Below are 24,651 nucleotides of genomic sequence, written 5' to 3' on the forward strand. Positions count from 1 at the left end.
TTTTATATTTGATCAACTGTACGCGAAGCAAGACAAGAAGAAGTTCAAATCAATAGACAAAGAAACGCAGAATCTACTTAAACGTTATGCGTGGCCAGGCAACGTGCGTCAGTTGCAAAACATCATCCGTAACATCGTGGTGTTGAACAATGAAACGAGCGTGACTAAAGACATGTTACCGCCTCCGATTAATAAAGTAGATGCAGCTCCAACATCTAAATCAGTGACACCAATTCGAGTAACTGCGCCCCAACCTGCTGTTGTTGAAGCACCAGAAGCTAAGCTGCCACCGATTACTCCGGAAGAGTTGGAACAATCGTCAGTTTCTCAAACTCACAACGAGCCGATGACGCCTGCATTTACCACAAGCGAAGGTGCTATTCGCCCAATGTGGCAAATAGAACGTGAAGCCATTCAACATGCTATCAATCATTGCGATGGGAATGTGTTAAACGCTGCTGTGCTGTTAGAACTTAGCCCTTCTACTGTTTATCGTAAGAAACAGGCTTGGGAATCGGAAGATGAGTACAATCAAGCCTAACCAAGGTGTACTCGACGTAAACCTTCATGAGATTTGGCTGTTGATCGACAGCCAAACTTTTGGAGGCATAGAAACGCATGTTTTAGAATTGGCACAAGGCCTGATATCGGAAAGCGCTAAGTATGCAGAGGCTGTTCGAATCGTTCTTTTGACTAAGTTTAATCCTGAAGCGATCATCGTTGAAAAGTTGGATGCCCTGAACATCCCTTATAATTACCTCTCTGATTTAGCCTCATGTTCTGCAGATTCAAATAGTAATAGCGCGACACAGCTTAAACGTGCCGTTCAACATTATCAGCCAAGGCTTGTCCATGCTCATGGTTATAAAGCCAGTTTGGTCAGCAAGTTAATCAAGCTCCCACCTCGTTTCAACAACACAAAGCAAATCACCACTTATCACGCGGGTGAAACCCCAACAGGCAAAGTATGGCTTTATGACTGGCTCGACCGTTACAGCAGCTTTCTTTCTGATCAGTCGCTCGTGGTCAGTGAGAAGATTAAAGCGAAGGTACCGAGCAAGACCTATCAATTGAATAACTTTGTTAAAGTGCCAACCGGGTTAACAAGCTCCCCTTCATCAATCCCATTCCATGTTGGTTTTGTGGGGCGATTGAGCCATGAAAAAGCGCCGGATCGATTTGTCGCATTAGCCAAACAGTTTCCTGGTGTTCGGTTTGAGCTTTTTGGTGACGGACCAGAAATGGACGTCTTAGTTAAATCGCAGCCTGATAATGTGACCTTTCATGGGCATCAGACCAATATGGATGACGTCTGGAGCCAAATCGATCTGTTAATCATACCTTCTCGCTATGAAGGCTTACCTATGGCGGCATTAGAAGCCATGATTCGTGGCATTCCCGTTCTCGCCACCTCAGTTGGTAACTTGCCTCAACTCATCGATCATCAAGTTAATGGCTACCTCGCCAATTCAGAGGCCGAGCTACAACAGTTTTTATCTTTGTGGATGTCATTGACGAGCGAGCAACGTGACTCTCTCAAGAGTAACGCGATAAAAACCGTCAAAAATCAATACTCTCCACAAGCTGTTGTCCCGCAGTTGTTGGAAATCTATCAACTCGACCGTTAATACTCGTCTTAGTAGTTAACTGGTTATTTGGGCTTGATGATTTAAGTGCTTTAGTCAGTTTTATACTGATTCTCAAAATGACAACACTCACCTCAAGGCTAAGCCTTCACTTAATAATCCAACAGTAAATCAGTTAGTTAAACAAAATGCATAACTGGCACTCACTTTGCAATCTTTAACATCAGGCGTAACTACGTCTTAAAAGATTGCGAGCCGAGTCATAAAGAGTTTATTCGCCAATAGAGGTCACAATGGTCAACCCTGAAGCCAATAGATTGCCAGTCATCATCACGATCAGCACCTTGTGTGTTGGACTTGGTGTTGTTTGGTACTTTGTGCCTCATCCCGCTGTCATTGTGGCGCTCGCTCTTGTGCCATTGGCCGGGTTATTCGTGTTAAACAAAACATTCTGGTTAGTTCTATTGTTCGTTGTCTTTTCATTTTTCCGAATTCACGAAGCCGTACCTCAGCTCTATTCGTTAAAAATACCGCTGATGCTTTCACTAGGAGCACTGTCAGCTTTGCTCTGGCATGCATTAATCAGTAAAGAGCTTAAAATCTTCTGGCACCCTTGTTTAAATTGGCTCGCCATATTTTGGGTATTGGTTTTCATTGGTATTATCTTCGCGTCCAACAGGCCAATAGCACTGGCAGAATTCAAGGGTGTTTATTGGAAAATTATCGTGATGACGCTTGCGATTACTTGGCTAGTAAATACCACTGAAAATCTCGCAAAAACCGCGATGACGATTATCTACGCTGGCGCTTTAGTCAGCTATATTGCCGTGGACAACTCAGTAAATGGCATTGGACTTGTTGAAGGCTCACGTGTGACTATTGGCCGCGATTTTGGTTCTATGTTAGGCGACCCGAACGACCTAGCACTGGTACTGATGTTCCCACTCGCCTTTACGATAAGCCAAGCCACCACGACTGGCATCTCACGCTCCAAACGTTTAATCAGTGCCTTAGTTTGTTTGTTACTGCTCGCCGCCATTATTGCTACTCAAAGCCGTGGCGGACTACTGGGGTGTATTGCGGTGATTGGTATTTTTGCGTGGAAGCTAGTGCGCTCTAAAGTCCTGTTAATCTCGGTAGGAACTGTCGCGGCCGTGGTGCTCTACTTGGTTGCTGGGATCTCAGACAGATCTTCTGGTGGTGCCGCTGAACAAGGTATCGATGAATCTGCAATGGGTCGAATCTATGCTTGGGAAGCAGCAATAAAAATGGCAGTTGAGAATCCTCTGACTGGCGTAGGGTTGAACAACTTCTTCTCGAACTACTTCTTTTATAGTTCGCACTGGGACGGACTGAATCACGCCGTTCACAGTACTTGGTTTGGTGTGTTGGCGGAAACAGGCTTTATTGGTCTGATCATTTTTGTCTGCCTTATCGTTTCTTTGATCAAAACCTCTCGCTCTACGTTAGCAAGATTAAAAAACTCGACAACAGAAATCGCACCCGAACTCAATGCGGTCGCCTATGCGATCTATGCAGGTCTGATTGGCACCATCGTGTCGGGTACATTTTTGACTCAAGGCTTTAACTGGCCGATTTATATCCTCGCAGCACTCACAGTTTGCGTCTCAAACGTATCTCAAACTGCCTGTCAAAATGAGAAAACCTAAAAGCCACATTCTAAATCATTGAAAGTATTGCATTTATTAAATGGCACAGTATATGAAAGTACTTCTATATAACAAAATAGAGGATTTTCATTATGACGTCAGTATCTATACATCAATTCAAACATTGGCTTAAGTTTCATCCTAATTCTCGAATTAGAAATGTGTTTTTCATTTTGAAAAACATCAGAAGCGCAGAGCTACCTACCCCTCAAATACTTAATCGTTGCCTATATCAAGCGCACAAGCTAGTGGTGAATTTGGTTTCTGGCTTTACTCGATTCTTCTACTGGACACCGGCTTTCAAAGGTCGTGTGGCTCAATGTGGCAAGCGCCTGTATCTGTATGGTGGACTGCCTTTCGTCAGCGGTCCGGTACAAATTTCGATTGGCGATAACTGCCGTATCTCTGGCCACACGACATTCTCTGGTTGTACTCAGCCACTTGAAGGCTTGGAACACCCACTATTGTCGATTGGTAACAACGTCGACATTGGTTGGCAGTCGACTATCGCTGTTGGCGGTAAAGTGGTTATCTCTGACAACGTACGAATCGCAGGCGGCGCTTTCCTATTTGGATACTCTGGACACCCGCTTGATGCAAAACGTCGAGCGTTAGGTGAAGGTGATGATCCTCAGCAAATCGGTGACATCATTCTTGAACCCGATGTTTGGCTGGGCACTAATGTGACGGTTAAAGGTGGCGTAACCATCGGCGAAGGTGCCGTTATAGCCGCAGGCAGCGTAGTAACAAAGAATATCCCGGCCTTTGCAATCGCAGGCGGTAACCCAGCTCGAGTTGTCGGTCACATTAAACCCGTTGAAGTGACAGAATCCGATATGTTCGATTCGTTAGAGACTCATGGAGGTGACCATGCGTGATTTAATCGTATTTGGTGAAGACTTTGGTGGCCTACCTTCATCGACTCAACATTTAGTTCGTCACCTGGCTAAGCAACACAAAGTCTTATGGGTCAACTCTATTGGCTTAAGACAACCTAAGCTGTCCGCCAAAGATGTAAGCCGAGCGTTCAACAAGTTGTTTGGTAAAACCAAAGCCGTTACTCAAAACATGCTCGACTCTGAGGGGCACGACAACATTACTATCGTTAACTTAAAGACAATCCCTGCGCCTGCTTCTAAATTTTCTAGAAAGTTGGCTCAGCAAATGATGTTGCACCAACTAAAACCAGTTATTGCAGAGCTTAATCTTAACGCGCCTATCCTATGGACTTCTCTTCCGACCGCTGTTGATTTGTGCGGACACTTAGGCGAGTCATCTGTGGTTTATTACTGCGGTGATGATTTTAGTGCGCTGGCTGGTGTTGATCATGACACCGTTGCACAGCACGAATCAGAGCTAATCGAAAAATCTACGCTTATATTCGCGGCTAGCAAAAAATTGATGGACAAATTTCCAAAACATAAAGCGCACTTGCTACCACACGGCGTCGACGTAGACCTATTTTCAACACCCGCACCCAGAGCGAATGATTTACCAAGCAACCACCGCCCTATTGCTGGTTTTTATGGCAGCCTTTCTAAATGGCTGGATTATGAAATGATTGGTCAAGTTGCGAATGCGATGCCGGAATGGGACTTTGTTTTCATTGGCCCAAACGAGCTTGATACGCTCATGCTGCCTAAGTTGAGTAACGTACATTACCTTGGCCCACGTCCACACCACACGCTGCCAAGCTATTCTCAACACTGGGATGTGAGCTTGCTGCCGTTTGTTGATAACGAGCAGATCCGAGCTTGTAGCCCACTCAAACTAATGGAATACCTTGCGGCGGGCACACCCATTATCACAACACCGTTCCCTGCTTTGGTTCCATATCAAGAGCACGTAACGACTGTTGGTAGTGCGAACCAAATGATTTGGGCGCTTGATCATGCACGCCAACTGAACGATTCACCTATCTCTGTCGTCGAACAAGACAGCTGGCAAAACCGTGGTAACTTCGTACATTGGATGTTGGAGCTATTATGAATAATCTGAAATTGCGGTTATTAGTTATCATCAATGCGATGTGGCGCCAACGCTACGTTATCGTTCTTCCAATGCTTATTTTGCCCTTTGTAGGCTTTGGTGTGAGCAAGTTGGCTCCTACTAAATATGACGCGCATACCAGTATGTTGATTCAAGAAACGGCCAAGATGAATCCATTCTTGGAAGACATCGCCGTTTCGACCATGCTCAAAGACCGACTTAATGCATTGAGAACACTGCTTCACAGTCGACATGTGCTTTACTCGGTCGCTGATGAACTGCAATTAACCACGCCAGATATGCCTGAAATTGAGAAACAAGAGATCATTACAGACCTGTCTCAGCGTTTATCGGTGACTCAGCTTGGGAAAGACTTTCTAAAGATCAGTTTAACGTCCAACACTCCAACTGGAATGGAAGCGACGCTGCGCTCGGTGAGTGAACATTTCATTGAACAATTGTTAGCGCCGGAACGCTCATCGATTGAAGACTCAAGTAACTTCTTAAAAATTCATATCGACAAACGTCGTATTGAACTTGAAACAGCGGAAGAAGCATTGGCCTTGTACATGAACGAACACGTGCAATCGACGCCAGAAGTACAAAGCCAAAGCTTAAACCGCTTAGCTTCACTCAAACAAACACTGGCGGAAAAAGAGGCAGAGTTATCGGGTGTCGAAAAAAGTTTAGGGTCAATCGACCAACAACTTTCACGAACCAACCCTGTGATCGGTAAATTAGAAGACCAGATCATCGACATTCGAAGCGACCTAACCTTGTTACAAGCAAAATACACGGACAAACACAGTGCTGTGCAAGCTAAAGTGCGTGAGTTAGACAGACTAGAGAATGAACGTAAGAGTTTGCTCGAGGTAACCCAGCCAACGATGAACAGCGACCAGCTTTGGGACATCGCAAGTAGCACGACACTGAACAAACTTTCTGATACCCAACCTCTTCTGGTCACTCAATTACACAGCCTACAGCTGGTTCGTGCTCGCTTTGAGTCTTTAACCGAAGAGACCAAAAGTCTTCGTACTATGATTTTCGAATTAGAACACAAGGCGAATAACTTCGGCGAAAATGCAAAAGAGATGTACCGCCTTAAACGTCAAGTTGAAATCAAACGTCAACTATATGATGAACTGACAGAGCGTTATGAAATGGCTCAGCTAACGGGTTCGCTTGGTGTATTCGAGCAGAACAAACGTGTGAAGATTATTGATTTGCCTTTCACACCAAGTATCAAATCTAACATGCCGACTTTTGTCTTTATTCTGGCAGGATTCGTTGCAGGTATCGGATTGGGTGTTGGCTTAGCTGTGTTGTTTGAACTGTTCGACTCTTCAATCAAACGCAAAGACGAAATCGAAGATATCTTAGGCGTCCCAGTGATTACGGTGATCCCTAAAATGAGCTAGTCAGCCTCAAAGTCATTTTCGACTTGCTAGCTTCACAGCTTTCTAATTTCCTTGCTTCGTGCATCCTAGAGCAAAACGCCAACACTCGCTTGGCGTTTTGTTTGTTTAAAGCCCCAAGTTCTAATGCTACTTTCGATTTACCCAAGCCCTATGTTTCAAACTGCGATTCTATCGTATTTTGTTTTGATTCCCATTTTGAGAAATGAAAATCCCCCTGGAATTGAACAATCTAAATAACTGAAAAATAAAGACTATTTAATTGGCACAACTCCTGCAATCTCATTGTGTAGTTAAACGTTTTAAAGAATTTACTTCAAGAGAAACGTCAGAACGGCGAAACAAGAATTATAAAGGCAGGGTCCAAACTATGAATACGCATTTAACGAAGCATGGCAAAAAGATCATACACGTTGTTCAGCACCTTGCACCGGGTGGATTAGAAACCCTAACTCTGGATTTGCTGCGCCTTGCTAAACCAACAGACCAAGTGTTGATTGTCAGTTTAGAAGGTACAAAACAAGAATCTATAAACAACTGGCCGAAGCTAGAGCCATACAAAGAGCAAATCGTCTTTTTGGATAAAGCACCAGGCGTACAATTCAATATCATTATTAAGCTAATTAAAGCCTTCAATGCGATTCGCCCTGATGTTGTTCATACCCATCATATAGGCCCATTGTTATACGCTGGTTATGCCGCTCGCGTAACAGGGGTTCCAACTCGAATCCATACCGAACATGACGCTTGGCATCTGAAAAACAACAAACGTCGTCGATTACAAGCGCTTGCTTTAAAAGCTGCTCAACCAACGTTAGTTGCCGACGCGACACGTGTTTATAACCAACTACGCACTGCTTTTTCTTATGAGAACATCATTACCATCAAAAATGGCGTCGATTGTGAGAAGTTTAAGCCAATGTCGAAAGACCAAGCGAGAGCAAGCCTAAACCTGCCGACAGACAAACACATCATAGGTTGTGCAGGTCGACTAGAACATGTCAAAGGCCAAGACCAACTTATTAAAGCACTGACTCTTTTACCTGAAAACATGGTTGTCGTATTGGCTGGCGTCGGAACTAAACGCAATCAACTAGAGCAACTTACTAGCCGGTTGAATCTGAGTGACCGAGTCGTCTTTCTTGGCCTAGTTGAAGATATGACCACGTTTTACGGAGCGTTGGATACCTTCTGCCTACCTTCACGCCACGAAGGGCTGCCGCTTTCTACACTCGAAGCTCAAGCATGCAATATTCCCACTGTCGCAATGGACGTTGGTGCCGTCGATGAAACCTTGTGCCCTATAAGCGGAACACTCGTTAAAAAAGGCAGTATCACGGGATTAGCCAATGCCTTGTTAGAAAATCAAAATGAACGCTTTTTATCACCTCGACACTACGTTCTTGAGAACTTCGACATCATCAAAATGGTTTCGTCTTACAACGATATCTCAGAAGGAGCTTACGCATGATCGATTGGTTACTTGCGGGACTTTGTTTGTTTTCAGGTGCGTTGATTGTCTATCATCACGCAGCCTACCCTTTGTTACTGCGTTGGTATGCTAAAAGCCACCCAGCACGTCAAGTTGAAGAGAGTCATCGTTGTTACAAAGAGGAGCAGCAAGATTGTACGTTGCCGACTATTACCGTTCTTGTTCCTGCATTTAACGAAGAACAGTGGATCGCAGACAAGATTCGTAACCTTGCTTCACTCGATTACCCAAAAAAGAAGCTACAAGTGATTATTGCTTGTGATGGTTGTACCGATAACACAGTCGCCATTGCACAAATGACTATACAAGAAGCGATGTGCAGTGATGTTTATTTTGAGATACATGACCATCGAGTAAACCGAGGTAAAGTCGCGGTTGTTAATGAAGAAGTGACACGTATAACTAGTGATATCACAGCGATGAGTGATGTTTCTGCCCTTATTTCATTGGATGCGTTGCTTATAGCCGCCGCTCATTTTGAAAGTGACAAGGTTGGAGTGGTAAACGCAACCTATCAACTTTGTCCAACAGGCAATGAAGGCGAAAACACGTATTGGCAGTACCAAACCGCGGTTAAAGAGTCAGAGGCTTCGTTAGGTTCTAGCTTGGGCTCTCATGGCGCTTTCTACTTGTTTAGAACAAACCTGTTTGAACTACTTCCACTCAACACGATTAATGATGATTTCATTTTACCAATGCAAATCGTTAAACAAGGTTACATCGCAGAATACGAAACCCAAATGGTGGCATTAGAGCTAGAAGAATCGAACCTAGAAACAGACTTCAAAAGAAGGCTTCGTATCTCAGCGGGCAACATGCAACAAGCGATTCGATTATTTGGCTTGTTCAGCCCGAAGTTCAAAGGCATCGCGTTTGCGTTCTTCTCAGGAAAAGGACTTCGCCTGATCACGCCCTATTTAATGATTGTGTGCTTAGTGTGCTCAATCTTACTTAGAAACTACTTGGTATTTGAAGCGCTGTTATGGGCTCAAGTTGCCGTTTATACCATTGGCGTCCTTGGCTGCATCTTGCCAAAGCGTCTAGTAAACAAACCTATTTCATTAATCTCTTATTTGATAGTTGGACACTATGCCAACTTCATTGGTGGCATTCGTTACCTAATCGGACTAGAAAACTCACCTTGGACACGAGCGAATCATTAAGGACTTATTATGATTAACATTGAACAGCTATCTACCCAAAACCTATACCAATACAAAATCTCACGTGCTAAACGTACTTTCGATTTCGTAAGCTCACTGATTGCTTTGATTTTGCTAGCGCCCGTATTTCCGTTGATTGCGATGGCGATTGCACTCACTTCTCGTGGCCCTATTTTCTACCGTCAACTGCGTGTTGGTAAATCGACACCGGAGAAAATGGAAATCTTTGAGATCATGAAATTCCGTAGCATGTACGAAGATGCAGAAACTCGCTCTGGTGCAGTTTGGGCTACCGCGAATGACCCACGAATCACGCCCGTTGGCCGCTTTTTGAGAAAGACACGTCTTGATGAGCTACCACAACTGATCAATGTATTGAAAGGTGAAATGTCTCTAATTGGCCCACGCCCTGAACGCCCTACTTTTTACACCAAACTAGAGAACGAAATCCCTTACTTTGCTGACCGTACATACGGTGTAATGCCTGGTATTACGGGGCTTGCACAAGTGAATCAAGGTTACGACACCTGCATTGATGATGTACGTCGTAAAGTGGGCTTTGACCATAGTTACGCACTGAGCCTATGTTCTGTGAAGTCTTGGATTGCCGCAGATCTGAGCATCATTTCTAAAACTATCATCGTCATGGTAGATGGTCGAGGTCGTTAAACTGATATGGTGTGAGGCGAAAGAACAAGCTGCCTAGTCCAAGGTGAAAAATAGAGCAGTCTTGTCCGATGTGAACACCAAGCCAGCTTTGATAATGATTTATCGGCTGGCTTTTTACTGCCTCAAAACAAGCCAACCTAAAGAACGCTTCGATTTTAAAATCCAATTGGTATACGATGCCAACATACTGTTCTAAAAACGATTAAATGCCGTTGTTATGAAAATCGAAGATCTTAAGCTGTTTACCACCGTTGTCGAACTGGGTAGTTTTACTGCCGCTGCAAATGCACTTGACCTTCCCCGCGCTAATGTTAGCCGCAGAATAAACGACCTTGAGAAATCTCTTGGCATTCAACTGTTCTTTAGAACCACGCGCAGCCTTTCCTTAACGAAATCTGGTGAGCTTTATTATAAAGAGCTCCTCAATGCGTTAAGTGCGCTCGACAAAGCGAACCATATCGCCTCCAACCTATCAGAAGTTGCACACGGGCAAGTTAAGATTGGGCTGCTGCCAGAAACCAGCGACATCATGCAATCGACGTTGTTTAAATTCCAAGATATGTACCCAAAGATCGAGCTTGATATTCGTACGGTCAGTAATGGTTTTGTCGATATGTACCGACAAGGGTTAGATCTGGCGATGCACGGTGGTACGTTGAGTGATGCTAATGTAGTGGCGCGCAAAGTTATGACTTTACAGCGTGTTTTTGTCGCCAGCCCTGAGTTTCTAGAGAAAGAAGGCACGCCTTCAAGCTTAAGAGAAATCACCAACTACCCCTTTGTGTGCTTTCGATGGCCAAGTGGTGACATCGACAAGCAATGGGACATCAAAGACCACATCATCAAGGTCGAACCTTCGGTGGTGAGTGACAGTATCGGCTTCGTGACCGGTGGTGCGACACGTCACAGAGGCATCGCATTACTGCCGGAACTCTTGGTACGACAACAACTCAAAGACGGAACCTTGATTAACCTGTTCCCTGACCAGAACCTTCAACAAGAAGAAGCATGGCTACTCTACCCGCAACGCAAAGCGCTGAGTCATTCTGCTCAACTTTTGATTGATTTTCTATTACAAGAACTTCCAAATCTTTAGTTATTGTAACGAATATTATGACAGTGTTTCGCGAATAGACTAGATTATCTAAACAAAATTGAAAGATAGAATTGCTCCATAAATTGACAGGAGTAATCCATGAAGCCTATATCTCAACATTCATCTGTTTTGCAGCGTTCGTCTATCTTTCAGCAGACACCTATCTTCAAATACACAGTCATCGCACTAAGCCTAACTGCTCTGTTTGGCTGTAATGACTCTGAGGCGACGACAGCTCAAAAACAAACGCGTCCGATTCAAGTTATCCAACTTGAGCCTCTCTCTCATCAAGTTGAAAAATCGTTCACAGGCAAATTGCAGTCATCAGAAACGGCTGGCGTCGCGTTTCGTGTACCCGGCACTATTCAAAACATGATGGTCTCTGTTGGCGATACAGTTAAGAAAGGCCAACCATTGGCACAACTCGACCCGCACGATTACCAAGTGGCGTTGGAAGAGTTGCAAGCTCGTTCTCTTGAAGCAAAATCCGCACACAAGCTAGCTAAGGCTGAACTTGCTCGAGTGAAACAAGCCATTGCTGACAACGCGATTGCTGATGTTAATCTGGACCGCGCAATCAGCGGTTATGAAAGAAGTGAAGCGGCGGTTAAAGTGGTTGAACAAAACATACGCCGCGCAAAAGATTCGATTCGTTACACCCAACTGCTCGCGCCATTTGACGGCGTGGTCGCGGCATCTAACTTCGATCAGTTTGAACAAGTCCTGCCGGGTATTTCAGTTTTCACCATCCACAACCCTGATCAGCTTGAAGTTAAAATCCAAGTCCCAGAAAACTTGATTCATGAATTCCAACCAAATCAAACCGCTGGTATCAACTGGTATGGCTCAGAGGAAAAACTGATTGGGCACGCCTCTGAAATTGCCACATCCCCTCACCCTATTAAGCAGACCTACGCGGTGACTTACCATGTAGAGTCAGCCGACAAAACGGTGTTGCCGGGCAAAGCCGTCACACTTACAACTCAACTTGGCGAACCAACCGATAATTTCTGCTTACCGTATTCAGCGATCGTCAACCAATCGGGTATCGAGCAAGTATTCACCGTTCAAAACGAGCAAGCGCATGGCGTGACTGTGGACGTGGTTTCGATGTCTCAAAATACCGTGTGTGTTGAATCTACGCTTAGCGATGGCGACTTCGTTGTGGTAAGTGGTGCTCAGTACGTCATGGAAGGCCAACACTTCTCTGATATTAAAGTTAAGAGCCTGTAGGTAAATCATGATGAATCTAGCTGATTTTGCGATCAAACAACGCACCTTCATCCTGTTTTTCACTGCATTGAGTGTTATCGCGGGCCTGTTTTCTTACTTTGATCTTGGCAAGCTCGAAGATCCAAGTTTCACCATCAAAACGGCCGTTGTAGTTACACTCTACCCCGGCGCTTCTGCAGAAGAAGTGGAGCAACAAGTCACCGATACCGTTGAAACTAAACTGCAAGAGATGGGGTCATTGAACCGACTGCGTTCACTGTCTCGTCCGGGCATGTCGATGGTGTTCGTTGACCTTAAAGAGTCTCTTAATTCAAAAGCACTTCCACAAGAGTGGGACTTGTTGCGCCGTAAAGTGTCTGACATGAAGCTGTTACTGCCTTCGACGGCGCAGATCAGTGTCGTGCAGGATGAGTTTTCTGAAGTCTACGGCATGCTTTTCTCTATCCACAGTAAGGATACTTCGCCTGCTGAGCTAAGACGTTACGCAGAAGAACTTCAACGCAGAATTAAAACCGTCGATGGTATTAAGAAGATTGAGTTACACGGTGTTCAGCCACGTGTTGTTCATATCGATATTCCAGATGAAAGATTGGCGCAATACGGTTTATCTATCACACAAGTTTGGTCACAGCTTAATACTCAGAACATGACCTTTGATGCGGGCAAATTTTCAGCGGGCACTGAACGTATTCGCGTTCAACAGTCCAGCGAGTTTGGTTCATTAGACGACATCAAAAACCTGATGATTAAAGGCGGCGTGAGTGAATTCGGAACTAGCTTAATCCGTTTGGGCGATATCGCAGACATCACCATGGGCTACCAAGAGCCAATGATGACCGAGAACCGTTACAACGGCGTACCTGCGGTCACGCTAGCGATGAGCCCAGTGACCGGCGTTAACGTTGTGTCGCTTGGCGATGAAATCAATCAGATCGTTAGCGATTTCCAAGCAACTCTGCCGTTAGGCGTTGATATCTCGACGGTAGCAAACCAGCCTGAAGAAGTTCAGAAATCGATCGATAACTTCGTACAAAACTTGCTAGAAAGTGTCGCGATTGTGTTCATCGTCCTATCGATATTCATGGGACTAAAAAGCGCGACCATTGTTGGCTCAAGCTTACTGCTGACTATCTTGCTGACGCTTATCTACATGAACATCGCGTCAATTGACTTACACCGAGTTTCGTTAGGTACGTTCATTCTTGCGCTCGGCATGTTGGTGGATAACGCCATTGTCATCACCGATATGATGATCGTTAAAATCAACAAAGGCGTCGAGCGTACCAAAGCCGCAATTGATTCTGTTAAAGAGACTGCAACACCCCTCTTTGGCGCGACAGTTATTGCTATCATGGGTGCAAGCCCTGTTATTTTTTCAAAAACCGATGCGGCTGAGTTCGCAAGCTCGGTATTCCTTATCATCGCCTCTTCACTGTTATTGTCTTGGCTCGTCGCGATGACTTTCACGGCCTTGATGTGTTGGTTCTTCATCAAGCCAACCAAGCAAGCTGACAACACCAAAGTGAGCTTATACCGTAAGAGCGTAAACTGGACGGTAGATAACCCACTCAAAGCACTGACGGGGCTTATTCCGTTGATATTAGTGACGGCATTGGCTGTGCCGAGCATCGCGGTTAACTTCATTCCACAAGCCGACAGGCCCATCCTGTTTCTAGATTACTGGCTACCGAATGGTGCCAAGGTTGAACAAACCTCAGAGGACATGAAGCGCATCGAACAGTGGTTGTTAGATCAGCCGGAAGTCGACAGTATCTCAACATACGTTGGTGCTGGAGCTCCTCGCTTCTCAGTAACCATTGAGCCAGAACCGTTTGACCCTGCTTACGGTCAGATCTTGATTAACGCGACAGATTTCCCGTCACTCAGCCCGCTGATTGCGCGTGGTGATAAATGGTTAATGGAAGAATTTCCAAACGCCGACCCTCGTTTTAGAAGCTTAAAACTGGCGACTGCGGATAAATTCAGTGTTGAAGCGCGTTTCTCCGGCCCAGATATCGAGGTACTGCACGGCTTATCAGAGCAAGCGAAAGCGATCTTTGCTCAACATCCAGATACCAAATACGTACGTGACGATTGGCGACAAAAGAGCAAAGTGCTAGAACCTGTCATCAACCAAGACAAGATGCGCCTTGCCGGTATTAACCGTGCCGATATTGCATTCGCGATGAAACGCGCGTCAGAAGGCATGCCACTGGGTCGTATGAACTTGAATGATGAGCTAGTCGCGATTCAACTGCGTGGCACAGAGAGCTCAATTCAATCGCTTGAAACTCTACCGGTTCGCTCTCTGTTAGGCATTCACAGCGTTCCACTGGGTCAAGTCATTGATGGCTTTGAGCTGACCAGTGAAGAGACCATGATTTGGCGTCGCGACCGTGTAAAAACCATCACTGCACAAGCTGGCGTTGGTCGTTACACCACTCCTGCAGCGGTAAGAAACTCGGTTAAAGAACAAATTGAATCCATCCACCTTCCCGATGGTTACCACTTAGAATGGGGCGGCGAATATTACGACGAGCACAAAGCCGTCAGCGATATTCTTAAGCAACTACCTAAAGCAATGCTGTTGATGGTGATTATCTTAGTGGCGATGTTTAACGGCTTCAAACAGCCAGTCATCATCTTCACCACCCTACCGCTTGCGGCGACGGGTGCAACATTCAGCTTATTGCTGTTGGATAAACCATTCGGATTCATGGCATTGATTGGCGCGGTAACCTTGACCGGTATGATCATCAAGAACGGCATTGTATTGATGGACCAGATCGAGCTTGAACGTAAAGACGGTCGCTCACTGTCAGACGCAATTAAAGAAGCAACCGTGAACCGTACTATGGCGATCTCAATGGGTGCACTCACCACAGCACTTGGCATGATCCCGTTGCTTAGTGACCTGCTGTTTGACCAGATGGCGGCAACCATTATCGGTGGCTTGGCTGCAGCAACCGTGTTGTCTCTGTTTGTAATGCCTGCGCTGTACAAGCTTTTCTATCGAACCGAACAAAAGAAAACGGTAGAAGAAGCCATCAAAGACGCAGTGATCGTGCTTGATGCAACACCTCAGTCTACAAATAACGGCACTCCAACCTCATTCAACAAGGAGCAATAAACATGTATACATTAACGAAGTTTAAAGTGGCTCCTATTGCTCTCGCCTTGTTGTTGACAGGTTGTGCGGTTGGCCCCGATTACGAAGAACCTCAAACCACCATGGCTGAGACCTTCTTATATAGCCAAGGTGATGTGAACCAAGACAGCGTGAGCCAAAACGAACAGCACAATCATTGGTGGACACAGTTCAATGACCCAACGCTGAATCAGTTAGTGGCCGATGTTCAAAACCAGAATATCCCACTTAAATTGGCCGCCGAGCGAATCAACATGGCGAACTCATATAAGAGCGTTGTTGAGTCATTCAAAGTGCCGACCATCAATGTCGGCGGCGGTTATTACAACTACCAACTGAGTGAGAACGACTCCCTACTCGGCCCGGTATTTGGCGCTTCTGATGCAGTTGAATCGGCCACAGGTATGTCGTTGCTTGAAGCACAACACGATGGTGGGTTCTTAGGTGCGAGCATCGCGTGGGAAATGGACTTGTTTGGACGTATCGATAAACAATCCAACGCGGCGACAATTCGAGTGGAACAAGCTGAGATCTTTCAATCGGGTTTGAACACCTTGATCACCGCCGATGTTATTCACAACTACCTGCAATATCGAGGCGCACAAGAGCGAAAAGCGATCGCACTAGAGAACATTGCCGACCAAAAACAGACTTTAGAACTGGTCACCAAAGTTGTTCGCAGCGGCTACGGATCTGAGTTAGATCTTGCTCAAGCCAAAGCCATGCTTGCTGCGACTGAATCCATTGTTCCTCAATTTGAAATAGCAGAACAAGTACACAAACAACGTATGGCTGTGTTGTTAGGCGAATCACTTACGAACGTGAACCAACGTTTAGCGGGAACATTTACCTTGCCGAGAATGAACGATGTTATTCCAACAGGCTTACCTTCTGACTTGTTAGAACAACGCCCAGACATCCGAATTGCAGAACGAGAAATGGCAGCCATTAATGAAGAACTCGGCGCAAGCATTGCCAATCGCTATCCAAAGTTCTTCCTAACGGGCTCACCAGGTGTGACGGCGGGAAGTTTTGATGACCTATTCAGTAGCGACTCGTTCGGTTGGGCGGCCTCTGCAGGCATCAGTTGGAATGTATTCGATGGTGGCCGAGGTGAAGCCTTGGTGGAAATGAACGAAGCAAGGTTCCGTTCTGCAGCGCTTAACTACCAACAGTCGGTAGACAGCGCCTTTGCAGAAGTCGATTCGAGCTTGTTTGCCTATGGCCGTAGCCAAGAGAACCAAAAGCGCATCGATGAAGCTACCCTTGCCGTCGATAACGCGGTGAACAAAGCAAAGTCGCTATACAAAGCAGGCCTAGTCGATTACTTATCGGTGTTAGACGCACAAAGACAACAAAAAGCGATGCAAGATCGTCAAGTAGCCGCCAAGCTTCAAACCGCTAACACCACGATTGCTGTATATAAAGCGTTAGGTGGCGATTGGAAAGTCGCTAATGAAACACCGAGTGTTGAATTAGCTCACGCTAACTAGGCTCTCTGCTTTCTGTTCTCAGCTGATTAATGCAATAAGCATAATAAAAAATACCGCCGTTGATTACGGCGGTATTTTTATGTGAGCACGTTATACGTTTCGAGGGCCAAACATAATAATCGCCATACCGAGTAGTGCTACTGAGCCACCGACCAAATCCCACGTTGTCGGCTTTTCGCCATCAACAAGCCACAGCCATATCAGGGCAACAGAAATATACACACCACCATAGGCCGCATAAACACGCCCTGTCGCGGTAGGATGAAGCGTCAATAACCAAGCAAACAACGCCAGGCTTATCGCAGCAGGAATCAATAACCAAATGCTCTTGTCTTCTCTCAACCAAAGATAAGGTAGATAACACCCTACAATCTCGGCGACCGCCGTAAGTACAAAAAGACCGACCGTTTTAAATTCAATCACAACTTACCTTTATCTGTTTAAATGCAGAGTACACTGTTAATGCTAATACCTTGGCTTTGTTAGTACATTAGCTTTGTTAGCGCCTAATCCCGTCACCATTTAAGCCCAGTAAAACCAAGCCTTCACTAAACGCATGTTCAGTATTTTTTGATATTTCCAGAGCTTATCTGTTTGATAAACTTGTCTCATTCACTACAAGAGTGAGCGAAAATGATTCATATATCCCAAGTACTAACGTTAGTCGAAAAGCAGCTTAAGTGCTTACAACCTAAAGAAGCTGTGCACTTTAAAACCTACAAAAGAGACCGTGGCTTTCTGCTTTATTGCCTTGGTGACACACAGTTTAAGCTCATTGAAACGGGTTACCACAACCATACATTTACTGGTGATGTAGCAAGCACTCGAAAACACGTTAAGAAAGTATTGAAACAAGAGTTTCCTAGAAGCAATAAGGTTTGGGTTGAATACTATCAAGCTGTCGATGACCCATCCAACGTCAACAGTTCCCACACACCACAGATGCCCCTATTTTAGTTTCAATGGAACATAACGCTGATTGGACGAACGCTATTTTGGCGCTTCTGACGCTGTAAAATTGGTTTTAAAAGTAAAGGCATACGGCGTATCACCAATTTCTCTGAGGTGTTCAAGTCGCTCTATCGCTTCTTCGAGTGTGGGAATATGGTCTTCTTCAATCCACCAAAGCACATAAGTATCTTCAGGTAGGCGATGAAACCAATCCCCCTTTCGGCGTATAAAATCACGGTGATGTGTGCGGAACATGAAGTTCTTTAACGAATCCACAGAGTCCCATACAGACATATTCACAATCATATTCGGATCATCGAAGGCTTTGATATTGGTTGCATCACCAGATTCATCTTTCAGACGCCACACAAAACCTTCACTGCTTTCTGCGATTCCATTAACCAACTCTAAGTTATCGACAAACTCTTTGATTTCTGGCGCATCTAACGGGTATTTTGCCAGAGCGATATTCAACTGAGATAATTTCATAACGTTTCTTCCTTGATAAATTATGAGTAATAAGCAATGTTTTGTTAGGCGTTCTTACTCAAGTAAACCCTAACAAATCCAAACTCTTCGTCGGTTTCTTCCCTATCAATCGCCCAACCATTTTTCAGATAAAACTGAATCGCTTGCTCATTACCTTTGAATGTTTCAAGACGATAATGTTCATGGCCCAATGTGCTCATCTCATTCTCAACATGCTTGAGAAGAGTCGCGCCAAAGCCTGAACGTTGAATGCTTGGGGAAACCATTAAGATATGTACGAAGTCATTTTCAAACGCACAATAACCTTGAATCTGATTATTTGATTCAAGCACGACACAATTTGAGAGTTGTTTCTCAACTTCTTTATCAGACTCACCACTGTTGATGAACCAATCCACGCCTTCATCGCCCAAAAACGAACGGTAACAAGCATTGATTGTATCTCTCGCTAGCTCTTGGATTGACGCTAAATCAGATGCTTGGGCTTTTCTAATATTTTCCATATAACCTTCTTGTTCTCGCGAATAACGCTTCACTTAATCGTGGGCAGCGCGGCTACTTTACCTAAAATATTGTGCTGTAAACACTAAAGTTCAATCAAACTGGTTATCTTAAGCATTGGGAATGAATGTAGAACGCAGATATGGCTTGAGTTAGGGATTAGAAATTAAGAACTGAGAGCTCTGAATTAATAGTTAAGAATTAAAACGAGAAAGCTTATATTCATAGAAAACCACGGGACTTTCATCAGAGGCTTGCTCAACAAAACCTAGCTTCTTAAGTAAGTGTGCAGAGGCGATGTTTGAACGATCGACACCGCCAATCAGTGTTGACCATGACTCTGTGTTTGAGACTTCTGTGATGAAACTCTGCAATAACTCACTTGCTAAACCTTTGCCCCAGAACTCTTCTGCAAGCAAGTAGCCAATATGAGCATCACTTTCCTCTTCCACATAAGCAAACAGAAAACCAATCAATTGATTATCGTTGGATTTCACTTGAAGTAAGCGGCTCTCCGACAACATTCGGTCGAGCCAAATTTCAGCCAGTTCACGTGACACAATACCGTGAAAGTATGGTGGAAGGTTTTCAACAACTGATGGGGTTAGAATGCCAGGTACTCGCTCAAGCAGAGCCGAACGTTCAGGAACAGTAAGTTCACCTGCAACTTCTTCTACTTTTAGTCTTTGAGTTTCAAACGAGATCGCCATGTTTCCAGCCTAGTTCGATAAAAATGTGGATTATACAGCTGAGTTCTCGTATTGGCTTCGTTTCCAAACCAAAACAAACTAAAGAACAGCCACGCCTTCAACCTCAATCACAGTGTTCACATTAGCGCGTTCGATTATCTTGAGTAACGTCGTTTGGATTAGTTCATTATCTCGGATTTCGGTTTCGCAAGAAAAACGCTCTTCTTGGACACCATCGCTCTCACCCAGCATAAATTGAACTGCGACTTCCGTTGCGAGATCTTTGGTCGCCCCGTAATACGCTAACGTGATTTTTGGGTATCCGTTATCGCCTTTTTTAACCTGCTTTGCGATGCGTTTTTTAGCTTTATCTAAATTCATACAACTTCCTTTTAAATCTGAAACTAAAATGAACAAACGTCTGATATTTCTGAACTTTACTATAAAGCATTACCACATTCACTACATGATTTAATGGATGACAATCCACTTTTTCTTCCGTTAGTTTTTCCACAAGAACCACAAAATTTCAAAGAATGGACATTGTAAATAGACATTAAAGTAACAAGAGGAATCCAGGCCAACAATTCTGGCCCGTTACCACCTGAACAATAGATAAATCCAATCGCGAAGATACCAAACATAACAGACTGCAAAGTCCACAATGTTTGTTTGTACTTTGCATCTTTGATAATAAAAAACGTAAAAACCCCGATTAAACTACTGATAACCCCATAGACCGCAAATCCTATAAAGGCTTCTTGTTGATTCATAACTTTCCCTGTCCACATACCACTTTACGGTCTGAGCAACGCCACTAACCTAATTCATAAGACGTTAAACACTAACCTAACATTAAACGAAAAGTGCCAAGCCTAATAAATCATTTTTCGATTATCTGTTCGTTAGCGGTTTTCAACGCCAGCTTTAAACCGTCTGTATCCTTACACCCAATGTAAACATGCTTTCCATTGTTTAGGCTTAACTTCAGCGCTGAACCTATCGATGCATTATGCAACCAGCCATCGCTCAGCATTCGGATGCCAATACCTTGATACCACTTGCTTTGATAGAACGCTGTCTCGGTAATGTCTGACACTTCTACATTCTTACGCCAAAACCCAAAGCCGAAATACCAGCTTAGTACATTGTCTTTGACCTCAATGGTCATGGAGAAAAAGAGCAAAGCAATTAAACCATTGATGGCATGAGCGATTAATGTCCCAGGGTTATTATCCGAGGTAACGACAATGAAAGCACTTATCGCAACAAGGATGATCAGCAATCCCTTGTTGACTTCCTTACTATAAAACACAGTGACAACTCCTATAGACAACGAACAACCCACTAACTAGCCACAGTTATCTTACTGCAGCCTTTCTAAATAATCGTAGCAAGTAATGCAGGCATACTCCCACAACCAAACCAAGCAGCATCGCCTTGATGCTACCAACCCAAAGTATCAAACCAGAATAACCTTGTCCCGGACCTAAGCCTTGTTTATTAATCACATCGACGAACATAAATCCGTTCCACAGCACATGCAGTGAGGCGGTAAATCCATGCACACAAATTGCGATGGTTCCAAGTAACTTGTACTTGCTAATGACTGGTGCGCCGCAAAAAATGACAACAAGCGCAAAGGTCAAAATCAGAGGGACAGACAGTACTAAAGTGGGTGTTATTACTTCAACGTAGCTCTCTGTTCCATAACTGTATGTGCAAAATACCATTGTCATTGAAAACAAAAGCGAAATGAGTGCGAACCATAGCGTTCTATTCATTGGGGTTCCCTGCCTTAATAGTGGGTTTAGGACAAATTCGATAATCGACAGGAAGAACTAATTACCAAAAATACGTCATGAGAAATGCCCTTATTACACTACTATTCGATGGACGACTCAGACTTTCACAAACCCAATGTAACGTGAGACTTAGAACACAAGCTAGATAACAAAAATGCCACTCACCTTCGCGCCTGACTGCATACCTTATTGAGTTTCATGTTGAACCCAAATAACATTTTCGTTTGAAGTTGGAACCTCAAACCAAGACCAAAACAGATCTAACATTTCAGGTGTCATTTCATAAGACTTACCATCCAGTTCAGAGTTACGGCTAAATGCTCTCTGCTTACAAGTCTCAAACGGGACATCAAGGTAATGAACTTCGCTGTCCACCCTTAGGTTTGATGCCCAGCTTATAAATGAATCTCGGTCGGACTTATGCCAAAAACCGAAGTCAAAAATCACCGGAACATCCAAGGAAAAGAGCTGCATTGCAGAGTCTTTGAATAAACCTTGTAGCGTAGCCAGTCGGCTATCAAAAACCTCACGCTCCATATGCTCGCCATACAAAGGAATCATCCACTCATCGATCGAGAAACGAAAGGCGCCATGCTTTTCTGCAAGCGCTTTAGAGTAAGTCGTCTTACCCGAGCCAATAAAGCCACATACGAAGTAGATCTTAGTCATGATGCCCCTTTAGTCTGCTTGTTACGCATGATTCTTTCTTTTAGAAGTGTACCAATACTGCTCACTACAAACGTAAAAGCAAACGCCACAAGTGGCCGATAGAAATCAAACACACCATCTGTCATAAAAAAGTACTGATGAATGGAAACACCAAAACCAACACCTAATGCCAGCTTCAGATTCTTGAAAATGCCTTGTTTCATGTTCATTCCCTCGTAGAAAGCAACACTATGTATAGGTGTGAGTGAGGTTATGGCCGAACCCTCTGTGACATAAACGCTTTAAAGCCAAGTAAGTCGAAACTGCAAAGCGTTGGGAATTCATCTTGAGCGCTTGTTAGGCAAATTTCGTTTCGCGCGCCATTTCCTGAAAAGTTTGCCCATTGAGAACGAAGTCTTTTGTATATTTAAAGCCTGCTTTATTGGTATGAGCAGCAAAAGAACGAGCATTGTCTTTATGCACGTACGTGTAAACGTAAGAAAATTTAGAACTTCTTACTTCACAACTAAACCGAAACAACTTCTCAAACACACCTTGACCACGACAAGCCTTACCCACACAGACAGGTCCCCAAAAGTATGAATTAGAAGAGCTTAGTTGGGTACTCCCAACTACCACTGAACCAAGCTTGTTCGCCACAGAAGTGAGTCCTTCTGAACATTCCCAGAACTTCCATGAAGCACAAGCAGCCATCGCTACTATCGTGTTGTTAAGTTCAGCAACATATATAGCCTGCTCTTGCTCGATAACTTGAGTTAGAAGCACTTCGTCCATCACTGTATTTAAGAAACCATCGCATTTATCAGATTCATCCAAGTTAGATACATGACACGATTTCTGTAGTTCTACGATTTGACTGATGTCCTCAAGTTTTGCAGCTCTTATTTCCATGACTTCCTCTGTTGAATATTTCTTCTTTTTGCCTAACGCTAAGTTAAGCCGCCACAACGCTGATGGCACTACAATTCGCGAAGCGAGAGTGCCATGCGTTAGAGGTCGGCTTGAACGCCTTGTTATGTGACTATTAAAACATCGAGTTATTATTGGCTGACTCTTTCGGGACCACTTGAATTGAATCCCAATGCTCGACTATTTTTCCATTTGAATCGAAACGGAAAAAGTCCATCGTTACGTACTCTTCACCAGCAGGCCATGTTTGCCTTGTATGCAAAGCTACCTGATCACCTTCAGCAATAATTCTCAAAAACTCTATATCCTTTTTTGGATAGTCCCGAGACATTTCTTCAAAGTAATCTATAAAGCCCTGCTTACCATCAGCAACAACTGGGTTGTGCTGGATATAATCATCACCAACATACAACTCTACTGCTTTTGCTGGATCACCCATGTAAGCAGTTCTATAAAAAGCAATAGCATTGTCTTTGTTTTGTCTAAGTTGATTCGTCATAGCAGCCTCATGAAGGGAAGTTTCACACTAACAATATGAGATATCGAGTGCTTTCGCCAGCGATGGATTAACGCTTGTCACATAATGAATGACACGGATTCCCCTACCGAGGATCTGCCACACTTATGTGGTACTTAAATGCATCGGAGGCACCATGTCTGATTATTCTTATTTCTGCGGTATCGACCTAGCTAAAAACCACTTCAGTCTTCATGCCGAAGACCAAAATGGTAAGGTCATACTACATAAGTCAGTAACCCGCTCTAAACTACAGATTTCGATAGCAAATATACACTCATTGGTGTCGCTCCAATAACACGCGAAAGTGGGCGCTACAAAGGCAAGCGCGTGATCCAAGGCGGTCGAGCGCAAGTACGCACAGTGTTATATATGGCAATGATGTCAGCCAGCAATGTAACCCCGTATTCAAAGCGACTTATGCTCGACTTTTAGCTGCCGGAAAGCCTAAGAAAGTCGCAATAATCGCGTGTGTTCGAAAGATGGTTGTAGCTCTTAACTCTATGCTGAGAGATGGCGCCATGTGGGATGAAAACACTGCCAAAAATTAATCATTGACGCCATAGTCGTTTGTTATAAGCGTATTAACTGCAACACTTTCTCTATTTTTGTAGCAAATGCTACTTTCTTATGCTTGTGATACTCAATGAATACACCCGCCAGATAACAATTGTAGGGCTTCGTACTATCAGGCATGACCCAATATGGTCCTCCACTCACGCCTCTTGGATGAGGTATTGCATCCCCATTAATTTTATCTGACCACTTTATAGCGTAATGAGCTTCTTGCTGTTTACCAAATTCCCCAAAATCAGTATTTTCTGAAAAACTAAACAAATAGCTCCAAATTACACCTCGAACATGCCGCTTAGCAGCGTTAGATGGTTTCCCTTTATTTTTAGAGCTAGGGAAGCCTTGTACAAGCTGCAAATCAATATCCTGGAGCTCTACGTTGATTGCTGCCTTTTCTAGTGGAATAGTATAAGGGAGTGCTTCCAAGAACATATCTACACCCGAGGAAATCTTAAACACTGCAATATCAATGTCATCAGCTTCGTTCGTGGTACGGTTTTTAGTTCTTTTTATACTTTCATAGTTTAAATAAACCACTTGTTCACCGAGAGCAATACAACCATGTATTGCTCTCGGTGAACAAGTGGTTTA

General features: G+C 44.1%; 27 protein-coding genes and 2 pseudogenes. 16 read left to right on the forward strand and 13 right to left on the reverse strand.

From position 1 onward, the window contains the following. The 13 genes from AB4484_RS20620 to AB4484_RS20680 form a co-directional block, all read left to right on the forward strand. The coding region (locus AB4484_RS20620) for a helix-turn-helix domain-containing protein (protein WP_372080122.1) at nt 1–541 on the forward strand (541 nt) is incomplete at its 5' end. Continuing rightward, nucleotides 522–1,628, forward strand: a complete 1,107-nt coding sequence (locus AB4484_RS20625) for a glycosyltransferase family 4 protein (protein ID WP_372080124.1) — start codon at nt 522–524, stop codon at nt 1,626–1,628. The genes AB4484_RS20620 and AB4484_RS20625, both read left to right, overlap by 20 nt. Nucleotides 1,629–1,879: 251 nt before the next feature. After that, nucleotides 1,880–3,256 carry an O-antigen ligase family protein gene (locus tag AB4484_RS20630; protein ID WP_372080125.1) on the forward strand — a complete coding sequence of 459 codons (1,377 nt, stop codon included), beginning with the start codon at nt 1,880–1,882 and terminating at the stop codon, nt 3,254–3,256. 92 nt (nt 3,257–3,348) lie between these two features. Beyond that, nucleotides 3,349–4,134, forward strand: a complete 786-nt coding sequence (locus tag AB4484_RS20635) for a DapH/DapD/GlmU-related protein (protein WP_019823114.1) — start codon at nt 3,349–3,351, stop codon at nt 4,132–4,134. Continuing rightward, nucleotides 4,127–5,245 (forward strand): glycosyltransferase, encoded by a 1,119-nt coding sequence (locus AB4484_RS20640; RefSeq protein ID WP_372080127.1) that lies wholly within the window; start codon nt 4,127–4,129, stop codon nt 5,243–5,245. Before AB4484_RS20635 ends, AB4484_RS20640 begins: the two co-directional genes overlap by 8 nt. Beyond that, a complete protein-coding gene (locus tag AB4484_RS20645) occupies nt 5,242–6,666 on the forward strand; it encodes a GumC family protein (protein ID WP_372080129.1) in 1,425 nt (474 codons plus the stop codon). Before AB4484_RS20640 ends, AB4484_RS20645 begins: the two co-directional genes overlap by 4 nt. Nucleotides 6,667–7,033: 367 nt before the next feature. Beyond that, a complete protein-coding gene (locus tag AB4484_RS20650) occupies nt 7,034–8,134 on the forward strand; it encodes a glycosyltransferase (RefSeq protein ID WP_372080131.1) in 1,101 nt (366 codons plus the stop codon). Beyond that, the gene (locus AB4484_RS20655; RefSeq protein ID WP_372080133.1) at nt 8,131–9,318 is read left to right on the forward strand and encodes a glycosyltransferase family 2 protein; all 1,188 of its coding nucleotides are present in this window, start codon (nt 8,131–8,133) and stop codon (nt 9,316–9,318) included. The genes AB4484_RS20650 and AB4484_RS20655 overlap by 4 nt, the downstream gene beginning before the upstream one ends. Nucleotides 9,319–9,327: 9 nt before the next feature. Continuing rightward, nucleotides 9,328–9,987: a sugar transferase gene (locus AB4484_RS20660; RefSeq protein ID WP_017059580.1), complete on the forward strand. Its 660-nt coding sequence runs from the start codon at nt 9,328–9,330 to the stop codon at nt 9,985–9,987. A 217-nt stretch (nt 9,988–10,204) separates the two neighbouring features. Then, the gene (locus AB4484_RS20665) at nt 10,205–11,083 is read left to right on the forward strand and encodes a LysR family transcriptional regulator (RefSeq protein ID WP_059019786.1); all 879 of its coding nucleotides are present in this window, start codon (nt 10,205–10,207) and stop codon (nt 11,081–11,083) included. Nucleotides 11,084–11,182: 99 nt separating this feature from the next. Further along, on the forward strand, nt 11,183–12,316 hold the full coding sequence (locus AB4484_RS20670) for an efflux RND transporter periplasmic adaptor subunit (RefSeq protein ID WP_372080135.1): 1,134 nt from the start codon (nt 11,183–11,185) through the stop codon (nt 12,314–12,316). 10 nt (nt 12,317–12,326) lie between these two features. Further along, entirely contained in the window at nt 12,327–15,446 is a 3,120-nt protein-coding gene (locus AB4484_RS20675) for an efflux RND transporter permease subunit (protein ID WP_372080163.1), read from the forward strand. A 2-nt stretch (nt 15,447–15,448) separates the two neighbouring features. Beyond that, on the forward strand, nt 15,449–16,957 hold the full coding sequence (locus AB4484_RS20680) for an efflux transporter outer membrane subunit (RefSeq protein WP_372080137.1): 1,509 nt from the start codon (nt 15,449–15,451) through the stop codon (nt 16,955–16,957). A 90-nt stretch (nt 16,958–17,047) separates the two neighbouring features. On the opposite strand, the gene AB4484_RS20685 is transcribed toward AB4484_RS20680, so the two are convergent. Beyond that, nucleotides 17,048–17,380, reverse strand: a complete 333-nt coding sequence (locus tag AB4484_RS20685) for a YnfA family protein (RefSeq protein ID WP_372080138.1) — start codon at nt 17,378–17,380, stop codon at nt 17,048–17,050. Between the two features lie 210 nt (nt 17,381–17,590). On the opposite strand from AB4484_RS20685, the gene AB4484_RS20690 reads away from it, so the two are divergent. Then, a complete protein-coding gene (locus AB4484_RS20690; RefSeq protein WP_372080140.1) occupies nt 17,591–17,914 on the forward strand; it encodes a hypothetical protein in 324 nt (107 codons plus the stop codon). Nucleotides 17,915–17,947: 33 nt separating this feature from the next. Here AB4484_RS20690 and AB4484_RS20695 read toward each other — a convergent pair whose 3' ends face one another. From AB4484_RS20695 to AB4484_RS20745, 11 genes are all read right to left on the reverse strand, one after another. Further along, on the reverse strand, nt 17,948–18,397 hold the full coding sequence (locus tag AB4484_RS20695; RefSeq protein WP_372080142.1) for a DUF3291 domain-containing protein: 450 nt from the start codon (nt 18,395–18,397) through the stop codon (nt 17,948–17,950). Nucleotides 18,398–18,441: 44 nt separating this feature from the next. Then, nucleotides 18,442–18,900 carry an N-acetyltransferase family protein gene (locus AB4484_RS20700; RefSeq protein ID WP_372080144.1) on the reverse strand — a complete coding sequence of 153 codons (459 nt, stop codon included), beginning with the start codon at nt 18,898–18,900 and terminating at the stop codon, nt 18,442–18,444. Between the two features lie 192 nt (nt 18,901–19,092). Beyond that, nucleotides 19,093–19,608 carry a GNAT family N-acetyltransferase gene (locus AB4484_RS20705; RefSeq protein ID WP_372080146.1) on the reverse strand — a complete coding sequence of 172 codons (516 nt, stop codon included), beginning with the start codon at nt 19,606–19,608 and terminating at the stop codon, nt 19,093–19,095. A gap of 78 nt (nt 19,609–19,686) precedes the next feature. Further along, complete coding sequence (locus tag AB4484_RS20710; protein ID WP_372080148.1) at nt 19,687–19,968, reverse strand: hypothetical protein; 282 nt, start codon at nt 19,966–19,968, stop codon at nt 19,687–19,689. Nucleotides 19,969–20,027: 59 nt separating this feature from the next. Then, entirely contained in the window at nt 20,028–20,360 is a 333-nt protein-coding gene (locus AB4484_RS20715) for a hypothetical protein (protein WP_372080150.1), read from the reverse strand. A gap of 110 nt (nt 20,361–20,470) precedes the next feature. Next, complete coding sequence (locus tag AB4484_RS20720) at nt 20,471–20,923, reverse strand: hypothetical protein (RefSeq protein WP_372080152.1); 453 nt, start codon at nt 20,921–20,923, stop codon at nt 20,471–20,473. Between the two features lie 25 nt (nt 20,924–20,948). Then, nucleotides 20,949–21,371 (reverse strand): hypothetical protein, encoded by a 423-nt coding sequence (locus tag AB4484_RS20725; protein WP_372080154.1) that lies wholly within the window; start codon nt 21,369–21,371, stop codon nt 20,949–20,951. A 207-nt stretch (nt 21,372–21,578) separates the two neighbouring features. Then, nucleotides 21,579–22,061 carry an AAA family ATPase gene (locus AB4484_RS20730; protein WP_372080156.1) on the reverse strand — a complete coding sequence of 161 codons (483 nt, stop codon included), beginning with the start codon at nt 22,059–22,061 and terminating at the stop codon, nt 21,579–21,581. Continuing rightward, a complete protein-coding gene (locus tag AB4484_RS20735; protein WP_372080157.1) occupies nt 22,058–22,264 on the reverse strand; it encodes a hypothetical protein in 207 nt (68 codons plus the stop codon). Before AB4484_RS20735 ends, AB4484_RS20730 begins: the two co-directional genes overlap by 4 nt. Nucleotides 22,265–22,397: 133 nt before the next feature. Beyond that, nucleotides 22,398–22,952: an N-acetyltransferase family protein gene (locus tag AB4484_RS20740; protein ID WP_372080159.1), complete on the reverse strand. Its 555-nt coding sequence runs from the start codon at nt 22,950–22,952 to the stop codon at nt 22,398–22,400. Between the two features lie 133 nt (nt 22,953–23,085). After that, nucleotides 23,086–23,469: a nuclear transport factor 2 family protein gene (locus AB4484_RS20745; RefSeq protein ID WP_059019760.1), complete on the reverse strand. Its 384-nt coding sequence runs from the start codon at nt 23,467–23,469 to the stop codon at nt 23,086–23,088. Between the two features lie 154 nt (nt 23,470–23,623). Between AB4484_RS20745 and AB4484_RS20750 the strand changes: the two are divergent. Together AB4484_RS20750 and AB4484_RS20755 are read left to right on the forward strand one after the other, a co-directional pair. Continuing rightward, nucleotides 23,624–23,761: pseudogene (locus AB4484_RS20750) on the forward strand (IS110 family transposase); the annotation flags it as partial. Then, a pseudogene (locus tag AB4484_RS20755) lies at nt 23,761–24,038 on the forward strand (transposase); the annotation flags it as partial. The pseudogenes AB4484_RS20750 and AB4484_RS20755, both read left to right, overlap by 1 nt. Nucleotides 24,039–24,060: 22 nt before the next feature. Here the strand turns inward: AB4484_RS20755 and AB4484_RS20760 are convergent. Further along, nucleotides 24,061–24,597, reverse strand: a complete 537-nt coding sequence (locus AB4484_RS20760; RefSeq protein WP_372080161.1) for a hypothetical protein — start codon at nt 24,595–24,597, stop codon at nt 24,061–24,063. Between the last annotated feature and the right edge of the window lie 54 nt (nt 24,598–24,651).

The sequence above is a fragment of the Vibrio sp. 10N.261.46.A3 genome (assembly GCF_041472995.1).
Lineage (GTDB): Bacteria > Pseudomonadota > Gammaproteobacteria > Enterobacterales > Vibrionaceae > Vibrio > Vibrio coralliirubri.

Bases quoted from the DNA above. Each gene is read 5' to 3' on its own strand.
- AB4484_RS20645 (WP_372080129.1), top strand. From the start codon at position 5,242: ATGAATAATCTGAAATTGCGGTTATTAGTTATCATCAATGCGATGTGG.
- AB4484_RS20675 (WP_372080163.1), top strand. From the start codon at position 12,327: ATGAATCTAGCTGATTTTGCGATCAAACAACGCACCTTCATCCTGTTT.
- AB4484_RS20630 (WP_372080125.1), top strand. From the start codon at position 1,880: ATGGTCAACCCTGAAGCCAATAGATTGCCAGTCATCATCACGATCAGC.
- AB4484_RS20730 (WP_372080156.1), bottom strand. From the start codon at position 22,061: ATGACTAAGATCTACTTCGTATGTGGCTTTATTGGCTCGGGTAAGACG.
- AB4484_RS20735 (WP_372080157.1), bottom strand. From the start codon at position 22,264: ATGAAACAAGGCATTTTCAAGAATCTGAAGCTGGCATTAGGTGTTGGT.
- AB4484_RS20700 (WP_372080144.1), bottom strand. From the start codon at position 18,900: ATGGAAAATATTAGAAAAGCCCAAGCATCTGATTTAGCGTCAATCCAA.
- AB4484_RS20660 (WP_017059580.1), top strand. From the start codon at position 9,328: ATGATTAACATTGAACAGCTATCTACCCAAAACCTATACCAATACAAA.
- AB4484_RS20725 (WP_372080154.1), bottom strand. From the start codon at position 21,371: ATGAATAGAACGCTATGGTTCGCACTCATTTCGCTTTTGTTTTCAATG.
- AB4484_RS20655 (WP_372080133.1), top strand. From the start codon at position 8,131: ATGATCGATTGGTTACTTGCGGGACTTTGTTTGTTTTCAGGTGCGTTG.
- AB4484_RS20680 (WP_372080137.1), top strand. From the start codon at position 15,449: ATGTATACATTAACGAAGTTTAAAGTGGCTCCTATTGCTCTCGCCTTG.
- AB4484_RS20665 (WP_059019786.1), top strand. From the start codon at position 10,205: ATGAAAATCGAAGATCTTAAGCTGTTTACCACCGTTGTCGAACTGGGT.
- AB4484_RS20740 (WP_372080159.1), bottom strand. From the start codon at position 22,952: ATGGAAATAAGAGCTGCAAAACTTGAGGACATCAGTCAAATCGTAGAA.
- AB4484_RS20715 (WP_372080150.1), bottom strand. From the start codon at position 20,360: ATGAATCAACAAGAAGCCTTTATAGGATTTGCGGTCTATGGGGTTATC.
- AB4484_RS20635 (WP_019823114.1), top strand. From the start codon at position 3,349: ATGACGTCAGTATCTATACATCAATTCAAACATTGGCTTAAGTTTCAT.
- AB4484_RS20625 (WP_372080124.1), top strand. From the start codon at position 522: ATGAGTACAATCAAGCCTAACCAAGGTGTACTCGACGTAAACCTTCAT.
- AB4484_RS20690 (WP_372080140.1), top strand. From the start codon at position 17,591: ATGATTCATATATCCCAAGTACTAACGTTAGTCGAAAAGCAGCTTAAG.
- AB4484_RS20640 (WP_372080127.1), top strand. From the start codon at position 4,127: ATGCGTGATTTAATCGTATTTGGTGAAGACTTTGGTGGCCTACCTTCA.
- AB4484_RS20650 (WP_372080131.1), top strand. From the start codon at position 7,034: ATGAATACGCATTTAACGAAGCATGGCAAAAAGATCATACACGTTGTT.
- AB4484_RS20710 (WP_372080148.1), bottom strand. From the start codon at position 19,968: ATGAATTTAGATAAAGCTAAAAAACGCATCGCAAAGCAGGTTAAAAAA.
- AB4484_RS20695 (WP_372080142.1), bottom strand. From the start codon at position 18,397: ATGAAATTATCTCAGTTGAATATCGCTCTGGCAAAATACCCGTTAGAT.
- AB4484_RS20745 (WP_059019760.1), bottom strand. From the start codon at position 23,469: ATGACGAATCAACTTAGACAAAACAAAGACAATGCTATTGCTTTTTAT.
- AB4484_RS20705 (WP_372080146.1), bottom strand. From the start codon at position 19,608: ATGGCGATCTCGTTTGAAACTCAAAGACTAAAAGTAGAAGAAGTTGCA.
- AB4484_RS20670 (WP_372080135.1), top strand. From the start codon at position 11,183: ATGAAGCCTATATCTCAACATTCATCTGTTTTGCAGCGTTCGTCTATC.